Below are 21440 nucleotides of genomic sequence, written 5' to 3' on the forward strand. Positions count from 1 at the left end.
AGATCAGTCGGTGCTGGTCTCGCGCTGGTCGCGGCGGCGCGCGACCAGGTAGATGCCGGCAGCAGCCAGCAGGATGACCGCGGATCCGGCGGCGATCCACGGGGCGACGTCGCCACCCGTGTGGACCAGCGGGATCTCCGCGGCCTTCACGGGCACGGTCTCGCCGGGCATGTTGCAGCCGCCCTGCGCGACCAGGCGGCCCGATGCGTCGTAGACCTTCTCCCAGAAGCTCACCGTGCTGGCGGTGTAGGACGACTCGGCCTTGAAGGTGTCCGTCTCAAACTTGAACCCGTCGGGGAAGTAGCCGCCCTCGAGGGCGATGTCCTTCGAGGTCCAGATCTTGGTGTCCGCCGTGCACTGCTCGCCGCGGTACGCGTCGACGACGACCTTGCCGCCCTCGGGCACGTAGCCGGTGATGACGCCGGTGTCGTGCAGCGTCGGGGTCGGCGAGTTCGCGTCGCTGGTCTGCGCCTGCGTGGTGACGATGAGGCCGAACGTGGTCTCGGTCGGAACGCCGCACTTGCCCTCAGCGATCAGCTGCGGCTTGTCGCCTGGCTTGGCCGGCACGGACCACAGCTTCTCCACCCACAGGTACTTCTTGCCCTCGGTGATCTTCACGTTCGGGGAGTCGTACTTGCCGGTCTTGACGATGACCTGGCCCTTGCCGACGTTCGAGTACTTCTCGTTGTCAGCGGTGCACACCCAGGAAAGGTCACCGGCGGCGGTGCCCTTGGGGGCGTTGATGACCCACTTGCCGGAGGTGTCCTTCACCATCGGTACCTCGTACTGCTGGAACGTGAGCTCGGCCCCGTTCGCGGGCAGGGTGCCGTCGACTTCGGCGGTGTCCTTCGTGTCGGTGCCGGGCTTCGCGCCGGGCGTGGCCTGGGTCTTCGTCGTCGGCTGTGCGATCTTCTGGATCTCGCTCGGGACGCCGTAGTCGTCGGACCAGTCCTCGACCATGCCGGCGTTGTCGGCTGCGTCGATGTGCAGGACCCACACGATGGATCCGGTGCCCGCTGCGGGAGCGGTGAAACCGAGAGCCTCGGCCGTGTCGGGCGTCTTGATGTCGCCGGGCTTGTTCACCTTCTGGGTGACCGTGCCGAGCTTGACCGCGTCCGCGGGGATCTGCGACGCCGGCACCTGCTTGGGGCCGTCGATCGTCTTGTCCCAGTACGCGTCCCATTTCACGGTGACGTCGATGTTCTTGCCGCCGTTCTGCAGCCAGATCCCGTCGTTCACGATCGAGGCCGAGTCGCCGGGGACACCGGAGAGCGCGACCTCAGGGGTGGTGACCTTCGTGGAGCCGGTGATCGTCATCGGAACGATCGACGACTCGACCGTCTGACCGAACGCGTCCTTCCAGCTGTACGGGCTCGGGATCAGCGGCTTGAAGAGGTCCTTCACCTTGGCGTCGGTGATCGAGGTCTGCCACACGTAGTAGCCGGACTCCTTCGCCACCTCGTCCGACGTCACCGTGTAGGGCTTGGTCGGACCGATCTTCAGGTCCGTGGTCATGCTCGCGTGAGCCGCGACCGGAGCTCCGGCAGGGGCATCGGGCGCCTCGGCCGGCTGCTCCTTGAACGGACCGTAGATCACTGCGTCGGCGGGGATCTGGGCGTAGTTGCCGGACGTGGGCGACTGGTACCAGCCGTTGTCCAGGCCCTTCGCGTCCGGCTGGGTGCCGAAGTTCCACTGGTCGGTGAACTTCTCACCCTTCTTCACGAACTGGACCGCGGTGGTCTTCACGATCGGCAGGAACACCGTGGAGCGGCTGTCCGGGTCGCTGAAACTGCCGTTGATGGTCTGCTCGGTGCTCACCGGGCCGAGGGCGCCAGCCATGCGCTGCGCGCCCTCGCTGTACGTGTACAGGTTGATCGACGCCGGCCAGACGGAGCCGGAACCGGCCTTCAGGGTGAAGGTGCCGGAGATCTTGTACGGGGCGCCGTCGTCGGTGGGCGGGACGCCGTGGATCGCGTAGTCGGTGTTCGACGTCGCGTTGGTGAGCGTGTTCGTGCCCGTCGAGTCGAAGACGCCGTTGGTGAGCGTGATCGTCACGTTGGCACCAGCGGTGCCGTTGATGTTGACGGTGCCCTTGTAGTTGTTCTGCGGGTCGACGGTGAGAACGCCGTTGCCGGTGACCTGGCCCGAGCCGGATCCGCCGATCGTGACCGCCTGCGACTGCTGGTACATCGACCAGGCGAGGTCGATGACGTCCTGGCGTCCGCCCGCGTAGGTGACGGCCTCACCCCAGCCGCCACCCTTCTGATAGGCCAGCGCCGTGATGTAGACCGCGGCCGACTGCAGGTCGTCCGTGGTCTGACCCCACGTGGAGATCACGTAGTTGACCCGGCCGGCGGCGTCCGGTCCCATGTCGACAGCGTTGGTCACGTTCGGGTTTGCCGGCACGTAGCTGACCTGGCTCGGCGCGGACTCCTCACCGAACGGGACCGTCAGCGACGAGTCCAGGCAGTACACGTACTGGCCGGTGCTCGACTCGTACACGGAGCCGATGTGACCGTACGTGCCCTGCACCCCGTGCCCCTGCGACACCACCGCGCTAGCGGACGATGCCGGCGCGATGGTCGCTGGGGCCATGACGAGCCCACCGACAACCACTGCCCCAGCCAGCACTCCCGCAGCCAGTGGCAGCGGGAACCTTCTTTTCCGAGTCGTGTCGACCGACTCTTCGAACTTCAGCATTTGTTCATAACCCCAATCTGCATTCGCAGGTAGTAGCTCCGTCTCTTAGAGACGTAGCAGGCGCGGAACCATTACGCGTGTTCCGCGACTTTTTTTCGACGCGAGCACATGACCCCAGATGTCTCCGGTACGTCTCTTAGCAACGTAGTATGTGTTCGCGAGGCTTGCAAAATCAAGGGAGTCGCCATGGAACCGACCAACGACGGGCACAATGGACAAGTGCCAGTGCTGCGTGAACCGTCCCCGGAGATGCCGGCGGAGGCTGTCCGCGCGCAGAAGATGATGTCGCTTGTCCGCCTCGACATCGCCCGCTTCCTGATGGCGAAGCCGGAGTCGACGATCGGCGAGGTAATGAAGGCGACGGGCCTCAGCCGCAACAGCGCCCAGACGGGTCTGCGCACGATCGAAGACATCGGCTACCTGGTGGTCGACCCGCCCGGCGAACGACGCGGCCACCACAGCCGCTACTCGATCGACCGGAAGGCGTTCATGGCCGCCTTCAACGAGCTGCAGCTCTACACGTTCGGCTGACAGGCCCCCACGGCTCGACAGCTCGTCGTCCCCACACGTCATCGCGATCCCCACATCGGCGAGGCACGATCTGTGCCTTCACCTACGAGGGGTGCTCTCCGCAGCCTGGAGTGGACAAATCCACGGCGAAATCTTCCACGGCGCACGTCAATGCGATGCGAGGTTCCAGCGGCTCCTCCAAGCTCCTAGGTTTTCTAGATGGGATTAAAGGTGTGATCTACACTGTTGTTATCGGTGAGATGGAAGGATGATCGCCATGACAACGATCGAGATGACGCAGCTCAGCGCCTACAACGAGTCGATCCGGCACGACGTTCCTGGCCTGGTCGACGAGCTGCGCCGCACGCTCGGCGCCAAGCTCGTCGCATACATCGCTGGCGTCACCGAGACCCGCGCCGTCCGCGAATGGGCCGAAGGCACCCGTAAGCCCTCCCCGAGCGCGGTGCAGACGCTGCGCCTGGCCTACCGAATCGTGCGCCTCATCGAACAGAGCGAAGGGGCTGGCATCGTCGCACCCTGGTTCCAGGGCATGAACCCGCAGCTCGGCGACCGGTCTCCCGCGCGGGTACTCCGTGACGAGCCCACCGAGCAGGCCCACGCCGCCGTTCTCAGCGCCGCCAACCTGTTCGTCGGCGCGTGACCATCGCTCCGGAGATCTCCGTCGTCCCCGCGGTCGGCGCGCGCATCTGGCGCGTCGGCCGCGCCCCGGACCCCTGGGCGTGGATCGATCATCAGTACGCCGGCGGGCAACGTTGGGACGATCACGGCCAGGTCTTCCGCACCATCTACGCCGCCGACTCCGCCTACAGCTGCTATGTCGAGATCCTCGCGTTCCTCCGCCCGGACCGCCCCAGCTGGCAGGACCTTCTCGCCGACATCAGCGAGGACCCCGAAGACGCCGACGAGTTCCCCGTCCCTCCCGCCGGCGTCGTTGACCCCGACTGGATCCGCGCCAAGATGCGCTCGAGCGCACGCCTCATCGGCGCATTCGCAGATGTCCGCGCCGCCAGCACCATCGCAGCACTGCGCCCGCTGTTCTTGGACACGGCTCGACGCTTAGGCCTGGCCGATTTCGACGCGGCCGCGGTGAAGAGCGCCCATCCGCGGGAGCTCACCCAGAAGCTTGCCAGCCACCTCTACGCCCTCGTCGACGAGGACGGCACCCCGCTCGTGGACGGCGTGAGATTCGCGTCCCGACACGGCGACGAGCTCGGGATGTGGGCGATCTTCGAACGTCCCGGTGACGAACCCTCCAGCCGACGGATCACCGACCACGAGTCCCATCTCGTCGACCTCGACGATCCCGACCTCCGCGACGCGATGCAGCTGCACGGCCTCACCTGGCCAACCGGCCTGTAACCCGATAACCAGGGCGGCGCTGCACGCGGCTCAGGCTGCGCGGACCGCGATCAGCTTGAAGCCGACAGGCACACGCGTGCGGATGTCCTCCAGGTCGACCCCTTCGATCTCCTGCAACCCATCGCGCCGCGCGATTGTCGCCTCAGCGGTCAGGATCGTGTCCTTCTTCGCCATGGCGACCGGCGCACTGATGATCTCCCACCCCGCGGGGGTCTGCGCGGCGACGAGCGCCTGGATCTCGTCGAGCTCCTCACCCTGAACGGTGATCGTGCGGCTCTCGTCAGGGCGGATGGTTCCGATCAGCATCAGGCCAGCCTAGAAGCCACCGTCGACGTCCGCAGAGCGCGTCAGCGCGCTCTGAGATACCAGGCGAGGCTGCTACCGGCTCGGCCGCGTCCGGGCCGATTCGGTGGAGCACGCCCGGCGCGCGCAGGAACCCTTCGATCTCCGATGAGCGCTACACCCGCTCGACGGCGACAGCCCGTCTGGCCAGGGCCGATCATGCTTCGGTAACGCCCCGAGCCTGCCTGCGCCCGACGACGACCACCCCGTGGACAGCCTCAGACCGGCACCTACCGGCGCCGGCGCAGCACACGGGGGTTGAACGCCACGGACGCATGCTCAGCGCGCACATGCGGCCACCGAGAGCTCTCCGGGAGCGTGTATCGGCCGAAGGCAATCACATGACGACCGACGAGCGTGTCAGCGTCGGCGATCTTCAGCCGGATGAGGCTCTTCTTGTCGACGAGGATCGCGACACGGTCAGCTGCGTCCTCGAGGCGCAACATGAGTCCATCCCATGGGGTGCGCGTGTACCCGACAACCTTGCCCCAGATGATCACGTCCGTGTGGAGCCGCGCAGCGCTCGCAGCTTCTCGTGCGTGCACGATGACCTGCGCGGCGGGGATGGGTTCCCGTCCGCCGATGACGAGCTCGAGGTCCGCGGGCATCGTGCCGGCCAGCAGGTTGACGAGCATCGTCGAGAACGAGCGCTGGTCGGCGGTGTCCGCCTGCCCTTCGCTCGGGTCGGTGCGATAGCGGCGGGTCAGCCAGCCGGGGCGTTTCGGATCGGGGCGCCGTCTCCCGTCGGGGCCGGTGGAGGGCTCAGCGTCCCCGATGCGCATTCGCCAACGGGTCGGTCGAGTGCCCTGCGGGTAGTCGTGCCCTGCATCGCCGGGGCGGTCCTTTGAACGCCCCGACCCCTCGTCGCATCCGTCGCGATGGTGGGCGGCGAAGGCGGCCGCGCGTTTCGTGCTCTGCAGGGAGGTCGCCCACGCCTTGGCGCCGCACTCGGAGCCGTCTCGCAGCTCGCCAGGGCACCAGAGATCCGGCAACACAGCGAGTCCGCGCACCTGGTCGATCGTGACTACTTCACCCTTGGCGTTCAGAGCAGCGTCCATGGTCTTCCCCTATCCAGTCATCTATCGTCCAACGGCTCGTCGGACGATAGAGCTTGTGCAACGGCCGTTGCACTGACGATCAGATCTCGTCAGGCTCCATTCACCGGCCGCTGAGGGCCGCGAGCAAGAGAACGAGGATCGCGCCGGCGGCGATCGCTGCTCCGTGCGGGTGCGTGGTGGGCAGTCCTCTGAGTTGGCGGATGAGGATGCGGGCGGCGCTGATGACGATCGCGACCGGTACGAGGTACGCGGCGAGGGGGCCTGCGATGGTGGCGACGAGGAGCGTGGTCGTGCCGGCGAGCTTCGCGTCGCCCATCCCCCACCAGTGGAGGGCTGCGCCGATCCCGTAGAAGACGGCCACGCCGGCCGCGGCCGCCACCGAGGTGAGCGCCGCCGTCGGGCTGTTCAGGACCGCGGTCTGGATCGTGAGGACGGCTCCTGCTGCGAGCAGCAGGGCGGTGTGCGTGTTGGGGATCCGGCGGGTGGTCTCATCGATCACGGCGACGACGGCGAGGGCGACGGTGAGGCCTACGAGAAGTGCCCAGGGGAACACGGCGGGTTGCCAGTAGCGGACGGGGGCGAGGAGGAGGCCGATGCCGGTGCCTTGCGCGAGCGCCCAGAGCAGCGGGTGCCGCGGGCGAGCCACCACCTGGCGCTCGACCGCGGACTCCATGCTGCTCTGGATGTTCGTCATCAGCTGAGTCCGGGCAGGACCTTGTGTGCGGCGTCGATGAGCTCGACGGTCTCGTCGTCGAGCTCGGTGTCGGTGCCGATGCGCTCGTACATCTCCTCGACGACGCGGTTGAAGGCGTCGGCGTCGCCGGCCTTCATGGCGGTCTCGATCTCGAGTCGCCAGCCGGTCTCGACGAGCGGGTCCGCGGCCTGCGCAGCGCGTGCCGCGGTGCGGGCGTCGTCGAACCGGGAGGATCCGAGGGCGCGGTGTGCGAGCTCGGCCGCGGCGTCGACGATCGCCTGACGCATCGTCTCTTCCCAGTTGCGCTGCCAGGTCCACCAGCCGCGCTGCCGCTTGACGCCGGCGAACGGGACGCCGCGCACGAGCCGCACCGCGGCGAGCAGGTTCTCGTTGCTGGTCGTCTTGAGGTCGGGACCGATGAGCCGGCAGAAGATGTGCCAGTCGGTGGTCATCGCGGGGTGAGCCCGGAAGCCGTCCGCGGCGCGCCCCTCGGGCAGGAGCGGGTTCCCCTCGGGGTCGTGGCCGAGCGCTGCGCGGACCTGCTTCGCGAGCGTGCGCGCGTTGCCGTTCTTGGGGTCGTACTTGTCGGGCCAGAGCTGAGACTGCACGAACGACCCCTGCACCGGACCGTTCTGCAGCAGCAGGAACGCGAGCAGTTCCAGGCCGCGGCCGGGCAGGGCCTCCGCGTCCGCGATCCCTTCGGCGTCGACGGGGCCGAGCAGGCGGATCATCGGCGCCGGCCAGTCCGGCACGACCACAGCCGGATCCGCATCGACCTCGGCCGCGGCAGCAGCCGCGGGCTCGACGTCGGTGGCGGCGGTGACTGCGGGAGCGGCGTCGACCGCGGGAGCTTCGGCCTCGGTCTCAGCCGCGGGCGTGGCGGCATCGTCCGTGGGCACCGTCTCGGGCTCGGACTCGGCGACGACGGCCGCTGGCGCCTGCGGGTGCTCGGCGACGAGGTCGGCGGGGTGTCCCGCCTGCTCGGTGATCGCGAACTGCTCGCGGACCGCGTCGAGTTCCTTGCCTGCGAGGATCTGGGGGCGGAACGGCATCGGCGGCATGGACCCACCGCTGCAGTACTCGGCGTCCAGCGACGACCGGACGTTGATGGTCGCGCCGTCGACGAGCGGGTCGCCGTGCGAGACCGTCGCGATGCCGAGGCGAGGCATGCGCTCCACCAGCGCTGCGAGCTCGTCGCGCAGCGCACCGACGGGCGGCTCGGCGAGGATCACGATGTGCGGCGCCCAGGACTCCATATCCGTCGCCCGCGTCCGCGCCTCGAGCACACCACCGACCCCGTACGAGTCCAGCGCTTCACGCCGGTCCTCCATGTCCGCGCGCAGGTTCCGCACCAACGCGGGGACGTCAGCGACCTGCTGGATCCGTGCTCGGTTCAGTTTCCGCGCGAGGGCCTCGTCCATCCCGACGAGCGTCACCTGGATGTCCTCAGACCACGGGTTCAGCGCGAGTTCGGAGGCGAGCGCGTTCAGCATCCCGACGGCGATCTCGTCGTCGCCGTTCACGTTCAGCGACCCGATCTGCTCAAGATCCAGCAGCAGGAAGCCGCCGTTCGCGTCGGTGCCGATCGTCGCGAGCGCCGGGTACGGCGACACGGTCGGGCGCTCCGGGGCGACTGCGCGACCCGGGCGGACGATCCACGCGGTCCCGTCCTCTGACACGCTTTCGAACGGATCTGGCAGATCCGCGGGGCCCGCGAGGTACAGCGCGACTTCCTCGTCCGCGATCCGCACGGCCACGAGCTCCGGCAGATCCGCGCCGGTCTCTTCTGCCCACGCCTGGAGTGTCCGCAGAGCGTTGTCCACGTCGTCGACCGACGTCGGATCCGAGACGTACTCCATCTCGAGCTCCAGCTGCTGCGCCTCACCCGCAGGAAGCGCGATCCGCTCCCCCGCCGCGCGCCGTCTCCGCTGCTGTGTTCGACGGATACTGAGAGCGGAAATCAGTCCGGCCGCGAGCAGCCCACCGATGCCGCCGGCGGTCATCAAAGGCACCGACCAGTCGATGCCCTGATCGGCCTCTTCCGTCACCGGCGCGACCGCCTGCGGCGCGGGCCGCTCGGCTGCTGCCGGCGCCGACGGCGCGGGCACGGGCGACTCGGGGGCAGCTGTCGCTGCGGTGGAAGAGCCGACGCCAGCGCTCGCAGATCCTCCGTCGACCGCACCCCCCGGGGGGTGGGTTACGGGTGCGTCGGCCCCCGGAGACGAGGTGGAGGTCTGCGGCGCCGGCGCCGGGGTCGTAGGGGCCGGTGCGGGCGCGGTGGGCACCGCTGCGTCCGCCACCGGCACGTTCACCACCCACCCCGGCTGGATGAGATCGGGATCCGTCAGGGTCTGGCCGTCGGGCTGCACCCCCTGGGTGGCATCGACGATCTCAGGGTAGTTGTTGCCGTCCCCGGTGATGCGCTCGGAGATCCCGAAGAGGGTGTCGCCTTCCTGCACGGTCACCTGCTCGTCGTGCACGGTGGGCGGGGCCTGCTGCTGCACCGGCGTCTGCTGGATCGGGGTGCGCACCACCGGCGCCGATGCGGCCGTGCCTGCCGATACTGACTGCACGGTCGCCGCGTTCGCCGGCACCGCGCCGCTGAGACCGCCGAGACCGGCGAAGGTGAGCGCCACGGCGCCGATGAGGCCCGCGGAGAGGTTCTGCTGCCAGCGCGTCGCGCGGAACTTCTTCTGGGTCTTGACACCCCGGAACGAGGCGAAAAGCTCGACGAGGAACGGGGCCGTGAACGCCGCCCAGATCACCCAGAGAAGCAGCGGCAGCACCTTCGTGAAAAGGATGATGTTGCCGTAGTCGGGCGTGAGCGTGACGATCGCGTTCCACTGCGCGGCGGTCGGGAACGGATTCCCGGCGAGCAGGAAGAGCACAACAGGGAACCCGATCACCCAGGCGAGGATCAGGATCAGGGATCCGAGGCCTGCGAGCAGCTTCTTCATGCTGGCTGTCTCCTTAGTTGTAGGTGTCGCCCGTCGTCGTGACGTTCACCGACTGCAGCTCACCGACCCTAACGTCTGTGGTGGACGTCGTCGTGGGCATCTGGATCTGCCCCGACTGCCCGCCACCTGTCCATTGGACGACCCAGCTCGTGGTCGCGGTGACCGTGAACGTGCCGCCCTTGGTCGTGTGCTGGTACCGGATCCCGCACGTCGGGGAATCCACGGCCGCCTGGTTCGCGTACGCCGCGGCGTTGAACGGTGTCCCTGCACCGCAGGTGACGTTCTGGCCATCGCCGGAGTTCCAGTAGAGCGACTGCACGGATGCGTTCGCGGTCACCGTGACCCCGCCGAGCGTCGCAGTCTTGGACTGCGGCCCCCACGAGCTCGGCGTCGGGTTGTTCACCCACAACCAGACCGGGATCCCGACCCACGTGCGCCGATACGGTGCGGTCCCGGCCGGATCGTCCGAGTGGACCTTCAGCTCCGGCGCCATGCCGATCTCGATCGGCGACAACACAAAGGTCCTGGCGAGTGCTGCAGCCGCCTGCGCGGGCGTGTACCGGTTGATCCCGGGGGGAGGAGTCGTCCGCCAGACGGGCACGCTAAAGCAGCCCACGGCTGGGGGGCACCTTGATGCAGTGAACGTGCATGTGTACCACGCTCCTGTTGACGGATCGTGTGTTGTGGTCGGGCCCTGTGGATCGTCGAGGGACCAGTAGCACTGGCGCTCGTTGTCGAACCACGAATCCCCAACATTGCACGGGATCTCAGTTGGAGCGGGCTTCGCGTAGTTGTCGACACATTTCGTCGGTCCGGGCGTGAAGTCCGCAGGCCCCGCACCTGGCCCCGGGTTCGATGTTCCCGGATCTCCTGGGTTCGTCACGACGACGTCGCACACCGTCTTTCCGGTCATTGGGTCGATCCAGCAGTTGTTGGCGAGCGCGGGAGAAGCGACGCCGAGTACCAGAATCCCGATCGCGAGAAGCGCTGCGCCGACGGCAGCTCCAATCCTCTTGAGCATCAGCATTGCGGCATCGCCTCACCGTCTGTGGGACGCATGGATCGCGATTCCTGCACCATCCATGCATGTGCATCTGCGACATATACGAGCACGGCCTTCGCGGCGAACGATCCCTTGGGAATCGACGTGTTCCTGAACGTGATCTTCGTGTTGTCGGAGCACCCGTAGAGGCTCACTGCGCCAAAATCGAGCTTCTGACCGGTCTTAGAGCTGGTCGCCGGAACGGCCACCGACATCGCGTCATTGGGCGTGAAGACCGCAGGGCCACCGGACACGATGGGAGCTTCCTTCTGCTGATCGACCGTGTCGTTGAGCGACTGCCACTCCGGGCTCCCCTGCAGCACGTACCCGCTGAGGTATTGGGGACCGAGTGTCAGATCCTTCAGGAACGGAAGCTGGGCGTCGAGGTACGCGTGGTAGGTCTTGGCCGCTGCAGCGATGGCCTCGTCCGACGTCTTAGGCGCATCTGCCTGGGGCGGCATGGGACGATCACTCGCCGATGCAGTCGGCGAGCTGGAAACCGTCGGAGAGGGCGTGTTGCTACCAGTCGGCTTGGGTGCGCCCGGGTCGCACGCTGTCAGCCCGAGCACCGCGAACACGGCGAGCGTGGTGACGGTGATGGTGGTGGCGGTACGGCGGGTCATGTCAGTTTCCGATCAGTCGTGCGGACCTGGTGACGTGGATGGGGATATCCGCGATCTTGAGGATATGCGGGCTGTAGGTCATGTCGACGGTGACGGTGACGGTGTCGCCGGCCACGCGGGCAGTCCCACGGACGCCCGCGGAAGCGAGGTAGTTCTGGGCGGCGGTGACGGCCATGGGCCCGGACAGGTCAAACGCATCACCGTTGACGCTGGTGCCTGCAGCAGCGTTGGTGCCTGCTCGAGCAGCGGACTGGGCGATCGAGAGCGCCTGCTGCACGGTCTGGGACTGGCCCCCGCCGTCGACGACGATGCCGGCCATGACGAAGAACGCGACGAAGATCAGCGCGAACATGGGGACGAACTTCATAGGGTGATCACCTCTCTCGGTAGGGATCGACGGGCGAGTGCTCGGTCTTGGTGACCGTGAACGTGCCCGGGAGGCTCCAGCCCGGGAAGACGAGGTCGCCGTAGGAGACGACGCAGGTGATCGTCGCGGAGACGGTACCGGCCTGGCCGAGACCCGTGTGGAGCCCGTTGCCGCCGATCTGCACGTTCAAGGACTGGCAGGTCACGTTCCCGGAGAGCGAGGTGTTCGCCGCGGCGATCGCGTGCGGAACAGCATCCCCACCACGAGAGAGCGACGCGTCGCGCGCGGCGGCGAACGCCGCAGCCTGCACGCTGTTGTTGATCGCCGCGCCGCGGCCGAGCAGCGCGATCAAGCTGATGAGCGCGATCGCGACGAGGCACATCATCGCCCAGCCGGGCACGTCTTCGAGACCTCCGCGCTCGCCGCGGAGGAGGCGTCGGATGCGAGCGATCATGGTGCCGGCACCCACTTCTCGATCGGGCCGGTCATCGTGTAGGTGACTGGCGGGGGTTCGATTCCGGGGAGGAGCGCGACGGCGTTCCCGGTGATGGTGACCGTGACGGTGTCTGCTCCGCGGATGATCGTGACTCTGGGGTTGCGGAGCGTCTGCCTGGTGTTGGCGATGAGCTGCTCCGCGGTGTTCTTGCCTGCGTCGGCGGGCGCCTGGTAGGCGCGGCTGTCGGTGTAGGCGGCCTGTGCGGCGGTCTGGGCGACGTTGTAGCCGGCGAACCACCAGGCGGTCTGGAATCCGATCAGCAGCAAGAGCAGCGTCGCCATGAAGAGCATGGCCGTTCCCGCCCACCCCTCGTCACGGGCGAGGAGTGCGCGGAGCCGCTCTTGCTGCTGTCGGATTCGGGTGAACATCAGTGCGGGAGCAGTCCCTGGATGAACCCGGGGGCCCAGGCGGTGACCGCGGCGACGATGATGCCGACGACAACGATGCCGCCGATCATCCAGGCTGCCCATGCGGGGATCTCATTCATGGTGATTCCTTTCGTGTGGTTACTGGTGGAGGAACAGGTTGGCGATGGACGGTAGGAGCGTGAGCACGATCAGGACGGCCAGGGTCAGGTAGACGGGGACGGTCGCGCGTCGTGTGACGCGCTCCGCGTCCTTCCTGGTCGCTGCGGCGACCTCGTCGCGCAGCTGATCGGCGGAGGCGAGCAGCTGCTCACGGAGGCTGACGTGCGCTTCGGACATGCGCATCGTGCGGCCGAGCTCGACGAGCGGTGGGACGTCGAGCTGCTTGCCGAGGTTCTCCAGCGCATCCCACTTGCTGATGCGGGTGAGGTCGGCGGCGGCGTACTCGCGGCGCAGGCGCTTGAACACCCAGGAGTCGGAGAGGTTAGCGGTCTCGCTGAGCGCGGTGTCGGGGGTGGTGTTCCCGAGGAGCGCGACGGCGACGGTCTGCAGGTAGACGCCCATGAAGCGGGTGACTTCCTGCCGGGCTTTCGCGGCGCGTGCCTTCACGTTGGTGTCTACGGAGAACCAGAGGACGATCGCGAAGATCGGGCTCGGCGCGAGAAGCATCGCGGAGGGCTGACCGGTGACCAGCTGCCAGAAGATCGGGAGGACCAGGGGTGCCGCGAATCCGAACAGGGCTGCCTTGGCCTTGGACGCGTAGAAGTAGCTGACCGACATCTCGAGCAGGTCGAGGTCCTTGGTCGGCGGGGCGAGGAACTTGATGGCGGGCAGGTGCTGGGCGAGCCAGCTGCCGACGCGATCCCAGCGCGTCAGTTTCATCGCGGGGCCCGCGGTGCTCACGGAGGCCTCGCCGAGGCGGGCGAGCGCGTCGCTGGTGCGCACAGTCTGAGGGGCGTACGCGAGCACGATCATGCCGAGCGCGATGCCGAACAGCAGGCCGGGGAGGATGGTGAGCCAGGTGACCGTCATGATTCCTGCCCTCCGCTGGTGCTCTGGATGAGGATGCGCGGTTCGGGGCGCACCCGGGTGATCGCCTTGGCCCAGATCATCAGGCCGACGAATCCGCTGAGGACGATGAGCATCGCGATCACGCCGAGCGGGGTGCGGTAGAAGTCGAGCTGACCGGATCCGCCGAAGAAGACGAGGTAGACGACGGTGGCACCGATGAACACGGCCATGATGCGCATGGTGTCTCGGGCCTTGGCCCGCTCGACGTCGACCTCGAGCATGTTCTTCGATGCGACGTGCAGGTTCTCGGCGATGCCCTTCAGCGCTGTTTCGAGGCCGCCGCCGTTGAACTCCGCAGCCTGGATGAGCGCGATCAGGACCTCGTCCGCGGCGGGGCTGTTCAGCTCGTCGGCGAACTTCCGGAGGCTGTCCTTCACGGTCCAGGTCGACATCATCCGTGCGTAGAGACGGTCGACCGGGCCCTGGAGGATCCCGGGGGCGCTGCCGCGGGTCACGCCGATGACGTCCTTGAGCGTGTACTTGTTCGCACCGACGCCCGCGGCGAGGGCTCGCGCCCAGGTCTCGAGGGCGACGATCAGGTCGCGCTCCTTGGTGGGCGGGTTGCTGAGCAGCAGCGGGAGCCACACGAGGGCGGCGGGCACGACGACGACGAGGACCGGGAACTTGGTCAGGAAGGCGAGGAGGAGGCCGAGGACGGCGCCGATGATGAGGCGCTGCCGGGTGCCCTCGCTGAGAGCGTTCCAGCGCTGGCCGAGCGTGGGCTTCGGTGCACGTGCGGGCTTCTCCGGACCGGGCCGGAAGTACATGACGGCCATGATGATGCCGCCCATCAGGCCCGCGGCGGCAAGTGCTGCGAGGGTCATGCGAGCCCCTTCCGGTGCGGCCAGCGGTAGCCGGCGCGGTGGAGTCGCGCTGCGAGTTCCCGTGTCGGCTCCTCCGGGGTAGTCCAGCTGTCGGTGGCGGCGTCGTAGAGGAACAGCGGCTTGGCCATCGGCTGGTGCTGGTCGTTGAGGCGCACCTCGGTGACCTCGGTGACAATCCGGCGACGGGTGCCATTCGGCATCCAGATCGTCTCGATGTAGAGGATCAGGTCGAGGCTGCGCCCGATCTGCCGCAGCGGGACGGTGTCATCGGAGAGTCCGAGCTCGCTCATCAGGACGTCAGCGAAACGGTGGATGGCGTCGTCGGCGCTGCGGGAGTGGATCGTGGAGAGCGAGCCCTTGCCGGCTTGCATGGTCTTGAGCGCGATCGGGCCCTCGATGCTCTTGATCTCCGCGAAGATGATGCGCTCGGTGCTGGCGCGGAGGGCGTCGTCGAGGCACTGTTCCAGGGTGATGCCCGCTGCGCTGTCAGCGCCGGCGGCCTGCGGCGGGACGTACTGGAGGTCCTGGACCTGCCAGTGTCGCTCCGGGAGCTTGTGCAGGTACAGCTCACGCTCGGTTTCGATCGTGGTGATCTTCTCCTCCGGCGGCACCTCAGAGGTGAGAGCGCGGACGAAGGTGGTCTTGCCCGCGGCGGGGAATCCCGCGACCAGCTGGCAGACGTTCGCGCGCGACGCGGCGGCCAGGAAGGCAGCGATGTCCTCGTTGATGGTGCGGAGCTTGACCATGTCATCGAGGCTGATGTCGACGAACCCGTGCTTTCGGACGGTGATGTTGGTGACGGAGCTGTAACCGGTCGCGGAGACCCGGGCGCCACCGATGTCGAGGTTGAGGCGTCCTCCGGGACGGGCGAAGCTGCGGCCACGATAGGAGGCGATCTCACCGATCAGGTCGTCGAGCTCACGATCGTTCTTGGCGATCGGGGGACGCCGCTCCTTCTGACCGCTGGTCTTGGTGACCACGACGTTGTCGTGACCGACGATCGAGATGTCCTCGACCTTCTCCTCGCGGAGATACTGCTGCAGGCGGCCGTAGCGGTGCGCCTGATCGAAGATCGCCTGACGGTAGTGGCCGCGCTTGAGGGGCGACCAGTCGTGGTCGGCGCCGAGCTTGGTGATCTCCCTGTTCACGTGGTGATCGATGATGCGCTCGATCTCGCGCCAGGTGCGCTCCTCCGCGGGAGTCTCCGGCCCGGCGGAGGCCGTGGCGACGTCGAAGGATCCGCGGTCGCGTTCTCCGGAGTCGACATCGGCGACGGGGATCTCTCGCGTAAGCTGCATGACCACGTCCCAGTCGACGTCGAGGTAGCCGTCCGGCTCGATCCACGCGGCACCGCGGCTCTGCAGGACATCGTCCTGCGAGACGGAGCGGGCGGCCTTGCGATCACGGCGGGTGCCGGCCTGCGTGGCTTCCTCGTCGTCGACGATGTGAAGCGGAGGGCGTCCGGTCGCGGCGGCGAGGAGATGGTTGTTGCCGCGCACCCGCGGGGTCGTCGGGGCGGGCGCAGGTGCCGGACGGGTGCCGAGGTCGTCGAAGTACGGACGGGTGGTGATCTCGACCTCGTCCGGGTCGAAGTCGCGAGGATCGCTCATGCGGTCACGCTCCTGTCCTGGTTGCGGGCGTCGAGGACCTGCAGATCCTGCACGACGCGGCGGACGGCGCCGCGGTACGCGTTGCGGGTGGGTTTGGGGTCGGGGCGGCCGTGGGAGAAGACGGCTGCGCCGAGGGGGTCGTGTGGGAGGGTCGCGAGGACTGGGAGCACATGGTCGGAGAACTCGCTGGTGCGGAACTTCTCGTGGGAGGAGGCCTTCAGCAGGGCCCAGAAGCGTTCGCTGGTCGTGCCGGCGGCGACGCGCTGATTGAGGTCGGGGAGGTCGAGTCTCCGGTAGGAGCGGTTGAGGTCGACGACGGATGCCTCCGCGTTGATGATGACGCGGTCGGCGCTGTCGATCAGCGCCATGCGGGGGTCGTCGATGCCGAGTCGGCCCAGGTCGACGATCACGTCGATGCCGCCTGCGCCCAGAGCGCCGAGCAGGAGAGGAAGCGCCCTCCAGAGTCCCTGCACGCCGCCGACCATGCTGAGGCTCGCGAACCCGGGGATCACCCACATGCGGTGCCCGTCGGGGATCGCGGGGATCGGGTAGTCCCGCAGCTCGGGGAGCTCGTGCACGGCGATGGAGAGCGACAGCTCGGGGTCGAGGATGTCCTCGGCCTCGAGCGCGTTGCGCGCGATCGCGAAAGAGAGGCGTTCGATGCCGCCGGCGGTCGGACGGAGGTTGAGGCGGAAGAATCCGGCCATGACCGTGGATGCGGCCGAGGTGTCGGCCTCGATCAGCACGACAGGGCGCGGCCAGTGCACCGCCAGCGCGGTCGCGGCCGTGGTCACGCCGGGTGCCCCGGCGAGACTGGTCATCGCGTAGACGGTCACTTGGCTGCTCCGGTAGCGAGGTAGAGGGCGAGGCCGCCACCCGCGCCGCGGCTCGCGATGCCCGGGGCTGCAGCGGCGGACACGTAGACGTCGACGACGACGTCGTTCGTGTTCGGGACGGGACGCACCTGCGAGACGACGGCGGGTGTGGTCTGCTCGGCGGTGATCTCCGTCGGCGGGGCGCCCTGCGCCTGCGCCGGGACGAGCACGACGTTGTCGCCGGCCTTGAGGGGCTGCGCCGGGAGCTTGCCGGGCTGCAGGGTGATGCCGACGAGGGCCTTGCCGTCTGGCACGGTGAGCGACTTCGTGAGAGACGAGGTGGTGACCATGCCGCCCGTGGGGATGTCGACGGCGGCGATCTGCCCGATCACGGAATCGGCCTTCGTTGCGTTGATCGCCTGGGTGTCCTGATCGGCGGCGATCGAGATCGTTGTCAGGTCGTCCTTGGTGATGACGTGCCCGCGCACGATGTCGCTCTTAGCGACGAACACGGGGGTGGACTTGCTCAGGCTGTTGAACGCGATGACGCCGGCGAGACCGGAGAGGAGGATCAGAGCGATGACCACGAGCGCGAACATCGGTGATCGGCGGCGGCGCACAGGCTTCACATCACCGGACGCGGCGGGCGCAGCCCCCGCGGGGGCTTCAATGCTCGAGGCGAGCTGGGGTTCGGTGATAGTCACGCGTTGTCCTTCCACGAGGGCCTTCTACCTACAAGGGGTGCTCGTGTCGCGACGTCGTGGACAACTTCATCCGAAATCTTGACCAAACCCCCCTGGTCCACACTCAGGATACAGGGTGTCGGAAATTTCGACACCCTGTACGACCCCCCGTGCGTAACTTCAGGGTACCCGTCCCTATGAGACGTAGTGATTTCGAACCGATATACCCCGAGGGATACTGGCTGCATGCTTGAGCACGCACCGGTCGACCTCGATGCCGTGCTGGGCGCGCTCGGGATCTCCCCGCTACGCGTCGGGCTGATCCGCGTAACGCTCCAGCGGGGCTCGGTGTCGTTGCCCGAGCTCGTCGAGGAGCTCGGCGTGAGCCGCACGACGCTCATCGCTCACAAGGACGCCCTGGTCGAGGCCGGCATCCTGATCGAGCGGAGGGATCCGTCGATGGCTGGGGCGCGCAGTGGCTTCAACCGGTTCGTGTACCGGGTCGACGAGAAGGCATTGCGCGCGCATCTTGAACAGCTGCGCAACTCCCTCCTTCCCTGATCGGCGTGCACCCGCCGCACAGACGTGAACGGGCCCGTCGCCCATCCCCCGGAGGAAGGGATGGACGACGGGCCCGAGTCTGTGATCGGTCCGCGCCGGTGGTGCTCAGAACGCTTCGGTGTACGCGACCTTGAGGCGCTTGCGGATCCGCTGGACGCGCTTGTGGAGGTTGTCGATCGTGATGCCGAGTGACTCGGCGATCTGCTCCCGGGTCTCCTCGTCGTCGCCCATGGTGACGCGGGCGAGGAGCGCGGTCTCTTCGCGGGTGAGCGCGCCGGTGTCGACGGCCCAGGTGAACAGGCGCAGGGCGAGGACCTCGACGGGCGGCTCCGCTCCGGTCCAGGCGCCGAGCTCGGCCTCGAGGAAGTCGTTGCTGACCGCTGTGGTCTGGTCGTGGATGGCCTTGTCGGTCGGGGTGCGCTCGGACAGCTTGCCGAGCAGCCCCATGGTGAGGTTCGCGTGCACACGCTGGTGCAGGTGCATCTTGTAGTCGACGCCGATGACCTCCCACGCGCAGGTGATGGCGTAGCCGACTCGGTCGGCGCGGTCCATGCCGTCGAGGGCGCGGACCCGGTGCGCCATGCGCTGCGCGGCCGGGAGGAGCACCTGGACGAGGACACGCTCGGCGATGCGATTGCCGCTACGCGCGAGGGTGAGCAGCTCGTACAGGACGACGTCGGTGCGCTCACGCTGCGCCGTGCTGCTGTCGCGGCGGACACCGGCGCGGATCTCGGTGATCAGGTCGTCGCAGGAGCGGATGCCGAGGGCGCCGAAGAGGTACTCGCGGTGGGCGTAGCGCGACTCCCATTCGGTGTGGAGTCGGGTGGCGATCGGGGCCGGCTGGACGGTGGCGGACATGAGGAACTCCTCGGGCGTCGTGGAACGAATCGCCCTCGACGCTCCTCAGCGCGCGTGTACGCGTGCGTGTATCCGCCGCCCGAATCGGCGTGGATTTCCTTCTCCTGTTCACGCGAGAATCCGCGTGTTTCCGCGGATCTCGTGTGTAGTCGCCCGTCGGGCCAGAAATTTTCTTGACCGATCTGTCCAGCCCACGTCCCGCCGCCCACCCCTTGTAGGTGAGAGGGCCCGTCCGGGGTCCACCGGATCGGGAGTGACCAGATGGGCTCGCAGACTCAGCACCAGGAGGACGGTTTCAGCGACGGCCTCATCGAGCAGATTGAGGACCACGCCAAGGTCCTGCACGTGTTCGACGAGGGGCAGGACATCGCCCTCGATCTGCACGAGAAACTGCTCAGCGAGGAGACCCGGCAGCGGGCCCTCGCGTTCCTGCAGTCACCCCGTTACACCTCCGCGATCCAGACGTACGAGCGTCTCGCGACCGGCCCGGTCGACCTGCCGGAAGCGGGTGCGTGATGAAACTCCTCACCCGCACTCCCACGACGAAGAGCCCGACACCGAAGCGTCAGAAGAAGACCGATGACGCCCACGCCACACTCCCGGCGCAGTCGGCGTCGTTCACGAACGGACCCTGGCTCGGGAAGCGAGCGGTCTCGACCGTCCTGCTCATCTGCCTCTTCTGCGCACCGGTCTCGCTTGCCCTCACCCTGCTCCGACCGGCCGCGAAGCCCGTCGCGACCGCCTCGGCGCAGAGCAATCAACTGAGCGTGCTCCAGCAGAGCGCCGGCGCTTACAGCGTCGGCTTCGTCGGCGCATGGCTGTCTGCCACCCGGACCGATCCGTCGTCCTTGCAGCCGTACGTGAGCACCGTCCCGTCTGGACTCGGCGAGGCGCCCTTCGAGTACCGCAACCTGTCGGTCGCGTCGATCGCCCCTGCCGCCGGCACCTCCCTGGTCACCGTCACCGTCGCCGGCGACATCAAGACCAAGCAGAGCGATGGCAAGGACCCGATCTGGGTCCGCCGGTTCTACGACGTCAATATCGACACGGCCAAGGACACGCTCGCTGCGGTAGGCCTGCCGGCGCCGAAGGCGGGTCCCGGTGTGGCGACAGCGACGTCGACTGGTGTCGGCTTCAGCAACCAGCTGTCGCAGGACAGCCCGGCCGCGCAGACCATCCAGCTGATGCTCGCCGCGTACCTCACCGGTCAGGGAAGCGTCGACTCGTATCTGACCCCTGGCGTCTCGATCGCGCCGGTGACGCCTGCTGCGTTCGCCGGCCTGACGCCGGTCACGTTCTCCTCCCCCACTGCGCCAGACAAGGTGCCCGCGGACGGCACCGTGATGCCGGTCCAGGCGACCGTCGCGCTGAAGACCGCGGACGGGCAGCTCGTCACCGCGACGTACTTCGTCCACCTGACCGCCCGCGCCGGCCGCTGGGAGGTCACCGACCTCGAGGTCTCCGCACCCCCGGCCGGGGCATCCCAGTCACCGAAGCCCACACCCCACCCCTCACCGACCACCACTGAAGGAGCAACACCATGAACACCGTCATCTCCGACCTTGCACACCGCGCGGCAGCCGGTGTGCACTCGGCCGTCGTCAAGACCGGCGGCGCCATCTCCACCGCATCTGATCTGAACGCCCAGCTGTTCACGCTGCTCAAGGACGTCGGTCTCACCGTGATCATCATCGCTCTCCTCATCGGCTGCTGGAAGAAGGGCTGGGCGGCAGCCGGCGTGATCAGCGCGGTGCTCGTGGGGAGCTTCGGGATCTGGATCGTGCACGGCAACGGCATGGAGGTCCTCTCGGGGATCTGGAGCCAGACGTTCTCCGGCTGAGCGACGACTCATGAGCACCACGGACACCACACCGCGTCGCACGGCGCGGACATTCACCGCCATCAAGAAGATCCCGACGCTGATCGGGAAGCTCGGGGACTGGCGGATCCCCGGCGGGCCCTACACGCTCGTGCAGCTTGTGACTGGCGGCATCGTCTTGTTCGTCGGCTACAGCACGATGCCGCTGTGGGGCCCGCTGGTGGGTGGCCTTCCGTTGGTGCGCCTGGTCGCGCTCGTGATGGCGTCCGTCGGCGTCATCTTCCTCACCGGCCACATTCCGTCGACGCGACGCAAGCCGCTGAACCTGCTCACCGACTGGTTGAACGCATCGACGCGCCCCGTGGCGGGGACCATCAACGGTCAGCCGGTGAAACTCCTCAAGCCGCACCGCGTGCAGGTGGACATCCTGCTCGCCGAGATCGACGACGAGGAGCTCGGCTCCGCGATCTTCACGGCGGCCGCCGAGCAGCCCACTCCCCTCGTCACATCAGCACCCGTTCCCGCGGCCGCCGTTGCCGAGGACACGGTTCCCGCCGAGGCCGATCCCACCACCCCTGCACCTACCCCTGCACCTGCCCGCCGCTTCACGTCGGGCATGGACCGCCTGCTCGAGCAGGCCGGCGTGAAAGAGAGCTGACGATGAC

The 21440-nt window shown here is 67.8% G+C and carries 24 protein-coding genes; 8 read left to right on the forward strand and 16 right to left on the reverse strand.

Annotated features, from left to right (window positions below; genetic code table 11):
* Positions 1-3 precede the first annotated feature (3 nt).
* Positions 4-2595, reverse strand: a complete 2592-nt coding sequence (locus ACYQ1L_RS00255; RefSeq protein WP_460002161.1) for a hypothetical protein — start codon at positions 2593-2595, stop codon at positions 4-6.
* A gap of 291 nt (positions 2596-2886) precedes the next feature.
* On the opposite strand from ACYQ1L_RS00255, the gene ACYQ1L_RS00260 reads away from it, so the two are divergent.
* The 3 genes from ACYQ1L_RS00260 to ACYQ1L_RS00270 all read left to right on the forward strand — a co-directional run bounded on the left by ACYQ1L_RS00260 (position 2887) and on the right by ACYQ1L_RS00270 (position 4590).
* Entirely contained in the window at positions 2887-3231 is a 345-nt protein-coding gene (locus tag ACYQ1L_RS00260; RefSeq protein WP_460002163.1) for a hypothetical protein, read from the forward strand.
* A 256-nt stretch (positions 3232-3487) separates the two neighbouring features.
* A complete protein-coding gene (locus ACYQ1L_RS00265) occupies positions 3488-3871 on the forward strand; it encodes a hypothetical protein (protein ID WP_460002164.1) in 384 nt (127 codons plus the stop codon).
* Complete coding sequence (locus ACYQ1L_RS00270; protein WP_460002165.1) at positions 3868-4590, forward strand: hypothetical protein; 723 nt, start codon at positions 3868-3870, stop codon at positions 4588-4590. Before ACYQ1L_RS00265 ends, ACYQ1L_RS00270 begins: the two co-directional genes overlap by 4 nt.
* Before the next feature lie 30 nt (positions 4591-4620).
* Here ACYQ1L_RS00270 and ACYQ1L_RS00275 read toward each other — a convergent pair whose 3' ends face one another.
* The 14 genes from ACYQ1L_RS00275 to ACYQ1L_RS00340 all read right to left on the reverse strand — a co-directional run bounded on the left by ACYQ1L_RS00275 (position 4621) and on the right by ACYQ1L_RS00340 (position 17558).
* On the reverse strand, positions 4621-4896 hold the full coding sequence (locus tag ACYQ1L_RS00275) for a hypothetical protein (RefSeq protein ID WP_460002166.1): 276 nt from the start codon (positions 4894-4896) through the stop codon (positions 4621-4623).
* Between the two features lie 266 nt (positions 4897-5162).
* On the reverse strand, positions 5163-5990 hold the full coding sequence (locus tag ACYQ1L_RS00280) for a hypothetical protein (RefSeq protein ID WP_460002168.1): 828 nt from the start codon (positions 5988-5990) through the stop codon (positions 5163-5165).
* 100 nt (positions 5991-6090) lie between these two features.
* Positions 6091-6684 carry a prepilin peptidase gene (locus ACYQ1L_RS00285; RefSeq protein ID WP_460002170.1) on the reverse strand — a complete coding sequence of 198 codons (594 nt, stop codon included), beginning with the start codon at positions 6682-6684 and terminating at the stop codon, positions 6091-6093.
* Positions 6684-9641, reverse strand: a complete 2958-nt coding sequence (locus ACYQ1L_RS00290; protein WP_460002172.1) for a LysM peptidoglycan-binding domain-containing protein — start codon at positions 9639-9641, stop codon at positions 6684-6686. Before ACYQ1L_RS00290 ends, ACYQ1L_RS00285 begins: the two co-directional genes overlap by 1 nt.
* A gap of 13 nt (positions 9642-9654) precedes the next feature.
* Positions 9655-10158 (reverse strand): hypothetical protein, encoded by a 504-nt coding sequence (locus tag ACYQ1L_RS00295; RefSeq protein ID WP_460002173.1) that lies wholly within the window; start codon positions 10156-10158, stop codon positions 9655-9657.
* A 503-nt stretch (positions 10159-10661) separates the two neighbouring features.
* Positions 10662-11306, reverse strand: coding sequence for a hypothetical protein (locus tag ACYQ1L_RS00300; protein WP_460002174.1), 645 nt, complete (start codon positions 11304-11306; stop codon positions 10662-10664).
* Position 11307: 1 nt separating this feature from the next.
* Entirely contained in the window at positions 11308-11673 is a 366-nt protein-coding gene (locus tag ACYQ1L_RS00305; RefSeq protein WP_460002175.1) for a pilus assembly protein TadG-related protein, read from the reverse strand.
* 7 nt (positions 11674-11680) lie between these two features.
* On the reverse strand, positions 11681-12127 hold the full coding sequence (locus ACYQ1L_RS00310) for a hypothetical protein (protein ID WP_460002176.1): 447 nt from the start codon (positions 12125-12127) through the stop codon (positions 11681-11683).
* On the reverse strand, positions 12124-12537 hold the full coding sequence (locus ACYQ1L_RS00315) for a hypothetical protein (RefSeq protein WP_460002178.1): 414 nt from the start codon (positions 12535-12537) through the stop codon (positions 12124-12126). Before ACYQ1L_RS00315 ends, ACYQ1L_RS00310 begins: the two co-directional genes overlap by 4 nt.
* Positions 12538-12675: 138 nt before the next feature.
* The gene (locus ACYQ1L_RS00320; protein ID WP_460002179.1) at positions 12676-13566 is read right to left on the reverse strand and encodes a hypothetical protein; all 891 of its coding nucleotides are present in this window, start codon (positions 13564-13566) and stop codon (positions 12676-12678) included.
* Complete coding sequence (locus ACYQ1L_RS00325; protein WP_460002180.1) at positions 13563-14429, reverse strand: type II secretion system F family protein; 867 nt, start codon at positions 14427-14429, stop codon at positions 13563-13565. The genes ACYQ1L_RS00320 and ACYQ1L_RS00325 overlap by 4 nt, the downstream gene beginning before the upstream one ends.
* A complete protein-coding gene (locus tag ACYQ1L_RS00330) occupies positions 14426-16039 on the reverse strand; it encodes an ATPase, T2SS/T4P/T4SS family (protein WP_460002182.1) in 1614 nt (537 codons plus the stop codon). The genes ACYQ1L_RS00325 and ACYQ1L_RS00330 overlap by 4 nt, the downstream gene beginning before the upstream one ends.
* Positions 16036-16860 (reverse strand): hypothetical protein, encoded by an 825-nt coding sequence (locus ACYQ1L_RS00335; protein WP_460002184.1) that lies wholly within the window; start codon positions 16858-16860, stop codon positions 16036-16038. The genes ACYQ1L_RS00330 and ACYQ1L_RS00335 overlap by 4 nt, the downstream gene beginning before the upstream one ends.
* 11 nt (positions 16861-16871) lie before the next feature.
* Positions 16872-17558, reverse strand: a complete 687-nt coding sequence (locus ACYQ1L_RS00340; protein ID WP_460002185.1) for an SAF domain-containing protein — start codon at positions 17556-17558, stop codon at positions 16872-16874.
* Between the two features lie 225 nt (positions 17559-17783).
* On the opposite strand from ACYQ1L_RS00340, the gene ACYQ1L_RS00345 reads away from it, so the two are divergent.
* The gene (locus ACYQ1L_RS00345) at positions 17784-18098 is read left to right on the forward strand and encodes a hypothetical protein (RefSeq protein ID WP_460002186.1); all 315 of its coding nucleotides are present in this window, start codon (positions 17784-17786) and stop codon (positions 18096-18098) included.
* A 105-nt stretch (positions 18099-18203) separates the two neighbouring features.
* Here ACYQ1L_RS00345 and ACYQ1L_RS00350 read toward each other — a convergent pair whose 3' ends face one another.
* Positions 18204-18956 (reverse strand): hypothetical protein, encoded by a 753-nt coding sequence (locus ACYQ1L_RS00350; RefSeq protein WP_460002187.1) that lies wholly within the window; start codon positions 18954-18956, stop codon positions 18204-18206.
* 261 nt (positions 18957-19217) lie between these two features.
* Between ACYQ1L_RS00350 and ACYQ1L_RS00355 the strand changes: the two genes are divergently transcribed.
* From ACYQ1L_RS00355 to ACYQ1L_RS00370, 4 genes are read left to right on the forward strand one after another with little or no spacing between them, the layout of a single operon-like run.
* Complete coding sequence (locus ACYQ1L_RS00355) at positions 19218-19472, forward strand: hypothetical protein (protein ID WP_460002188.1); 255 nt, start codon at positions 19218-19220, stop codon at positions 19470-19472.
* The gene (locus ACYQ1L_RS00360; RefSeq protein WP_460002189.1) at positions 19472-20500 is read left to right on the forward strand and encodes a conjugal transfer protein; all 1029 of its coding nucleotides are present in this window, start codon (positions 19472-19474) and stop codon (positions 20498-20500) included. The genes ACYQ1L_RS00355 and ACYQ1L_RS00360 overlap by 1 nt, the downstream gene beginning before the upstream one ends.
* A complete protein-coding gene (locus ACYQ1L_RS00365; RefSeq protein ID WP_460002190.1) occupies positions 20497-20796 on the forward strand; it encodes a hypothetical protein in 300 nt (99 codons plus the stop codon). Before ACYQ1L_RS00360 ends, ACYQ1L_RS00365 begins: the two co-directional genes overlap by 4 nt.
* A 10-nt stretch (positions 20797-20806) precedes the next feature.
* Entirely contained in the window at positions 20807-21433 is a 627-nt protein-coding gene (locus ACYQ1L_RS00370; protein ID WP_460002191.1) for a hypothetical protein, read from the forward strand.
* Positions 21434-21440: the final 7 nt, after the last annotated feature.

The organism is Microbacterium xylanilyticum (assembly GCF_054654695.1).

Coding starts and splice junctions, on each gene's coding strand:
- ACYQ1L_RS00255 (WP_460002161.1), bottom strand. CDS start 2,595: ATGGCCCCAGCGACCATCGCGCCGGCATCGTCCGCTAGCGCGGTGGTG.
- ACYQ1L_RS00260 (WP_460002163.1), top strand. CDS start 2,887: ATGGAACCGACCAACGACGGGCACAATGGACAAGTGCCAGTGCTGCGT.
- ACYQ1L_RS00265 (WP_460002164.1), top strand. CDS start 3,488: ATGACAACGATCGAGATGACGCAGCTCAGCGCCTACAACGAGTCGATC.
- ACYQ1L_RS00275 (WP_460002166.1), bottom strand. CDS start 4,896: ATGCTGATCGGAACCATCCGCCCTGACGAGAGCCGCACGATCACCGTT.
- ACYQ1L_RS00280 (WP_460002168.1), bottom strand. CDS start 5,990: ATGGACGCTGCTCTGAACGCCAAGGGTGAAGTAGTCACGATCGACCAG.
- ACYQ1L_RS00285 (WP_460002170.1), bottom strand. CDS start 6,684: ATGACGAACATCCAGAGCAGCATGGAGTCCGCGGTCGAGCGCCAGGTG.
- ACYQ1L_RS00290 (WP_460002172.1), bottom strand. CDS start 9,641: ATGAAGAAGCTGCTCGCAGGCCTCGGATCCCTGATCCTGATCCTCGCC.
- ACYQ1L_RS00300 (WP_460002174.1), bottom strand. CDS start 11,306: ATGACCCGCCGTACCGCCACCACCATCACCGTCACCACGCTCGCCGTG.
- ACYQ1L_RS00305 (WP_460002175.1), bottom strand. CDS start 11,673: ATGAAGTTCGTCCCCATGTTCGCGCTGATCTTCGTCGCGTTCTTCGTC.
- ACYQ1L_RS00310 (WP_460002176.1), bottom strand. CDS start 12,127: ATGATCGCTCGCATCCGACGCCTCCTCCGCGGCGAGCGCGGAGGTCTC.
- ACYQ1L_RS00315 (WP_460002178.1), bottom strand. CDS start 12,537: ATGTTCACCCGAATCCGACAGCAGCAAGAGCGGCTCCGCGCACTCCTC.
- ACYQ1L_RS00320 (WP_460002179.1), bottom strand. CDS start 13,566: ATGACGGTCACCTGGCTCACCATCCTCCCCGGCCTGCTGTTCGGCATC.
- ACYQ1L_RS00325 (WP_460002180.1), bottom strand. CDS start 14,429: ATGACCCTCGCAGCACTTGCCGCCGCGGGCCTGATGGGCGGCATCATC.
- ACYQ1L_RS00330 (WP_460002182.1), bottom strand. CDS start 16,039: ATGAGCGATCCTCGCGACTTCGACCCGGACGAGGTCGAGATCACCACC.
- ACYQ1L_RS00335 (WP_460002184.1), bottom strand. CDS start 16,860: ATGACCAGTCTCGCCGGGGCACCCGGCGTGACCACGGCCGCGACCGCG.
- ACYQ1L_RS00345 (WP_460002186.1), top strand. CDS start 17,784: ATGCTTGAGCACGCACCGGTCGACCTCGATGCCGTGCTGGGCGCGCTC.
- ACYQ1L_RS00350 (WP_460002187.1), bottom strand. CDS start 18,956: ATGTCCGCCACCGTCCAGCCGGCCCCGATCGCCACCCGACTCCACACC.
- ACYQ1L_RS00355 (WP_460002188.1), top strand. CDS start 19,218: ATGGGCTCGCAGACTCAGCACCAGGAGGACGGTTTCAGCGACGGCCTC.
- ACYQ1L_RS00360 (WP_460002189.1), top strand. CDS start 19,472: ATGAAACTCCTCACCCGCACTCCCACGACGAAGAGCCCGACACCGAAG.
- ACYQ1L_RS00365 (WP_460002190.1), top strand. CDS start 20,497: ATGAACACCGTCATCTCCGACCTTGCACACCGCGCGGCAGCCGGTGTG.
- ACYQ1L_RS00370 (WP_460002191.1), top strand. CDS start 20,807: ATGAGCACCACGGACACCACACCGCGTCGCACGGCGCGGACATTCACC.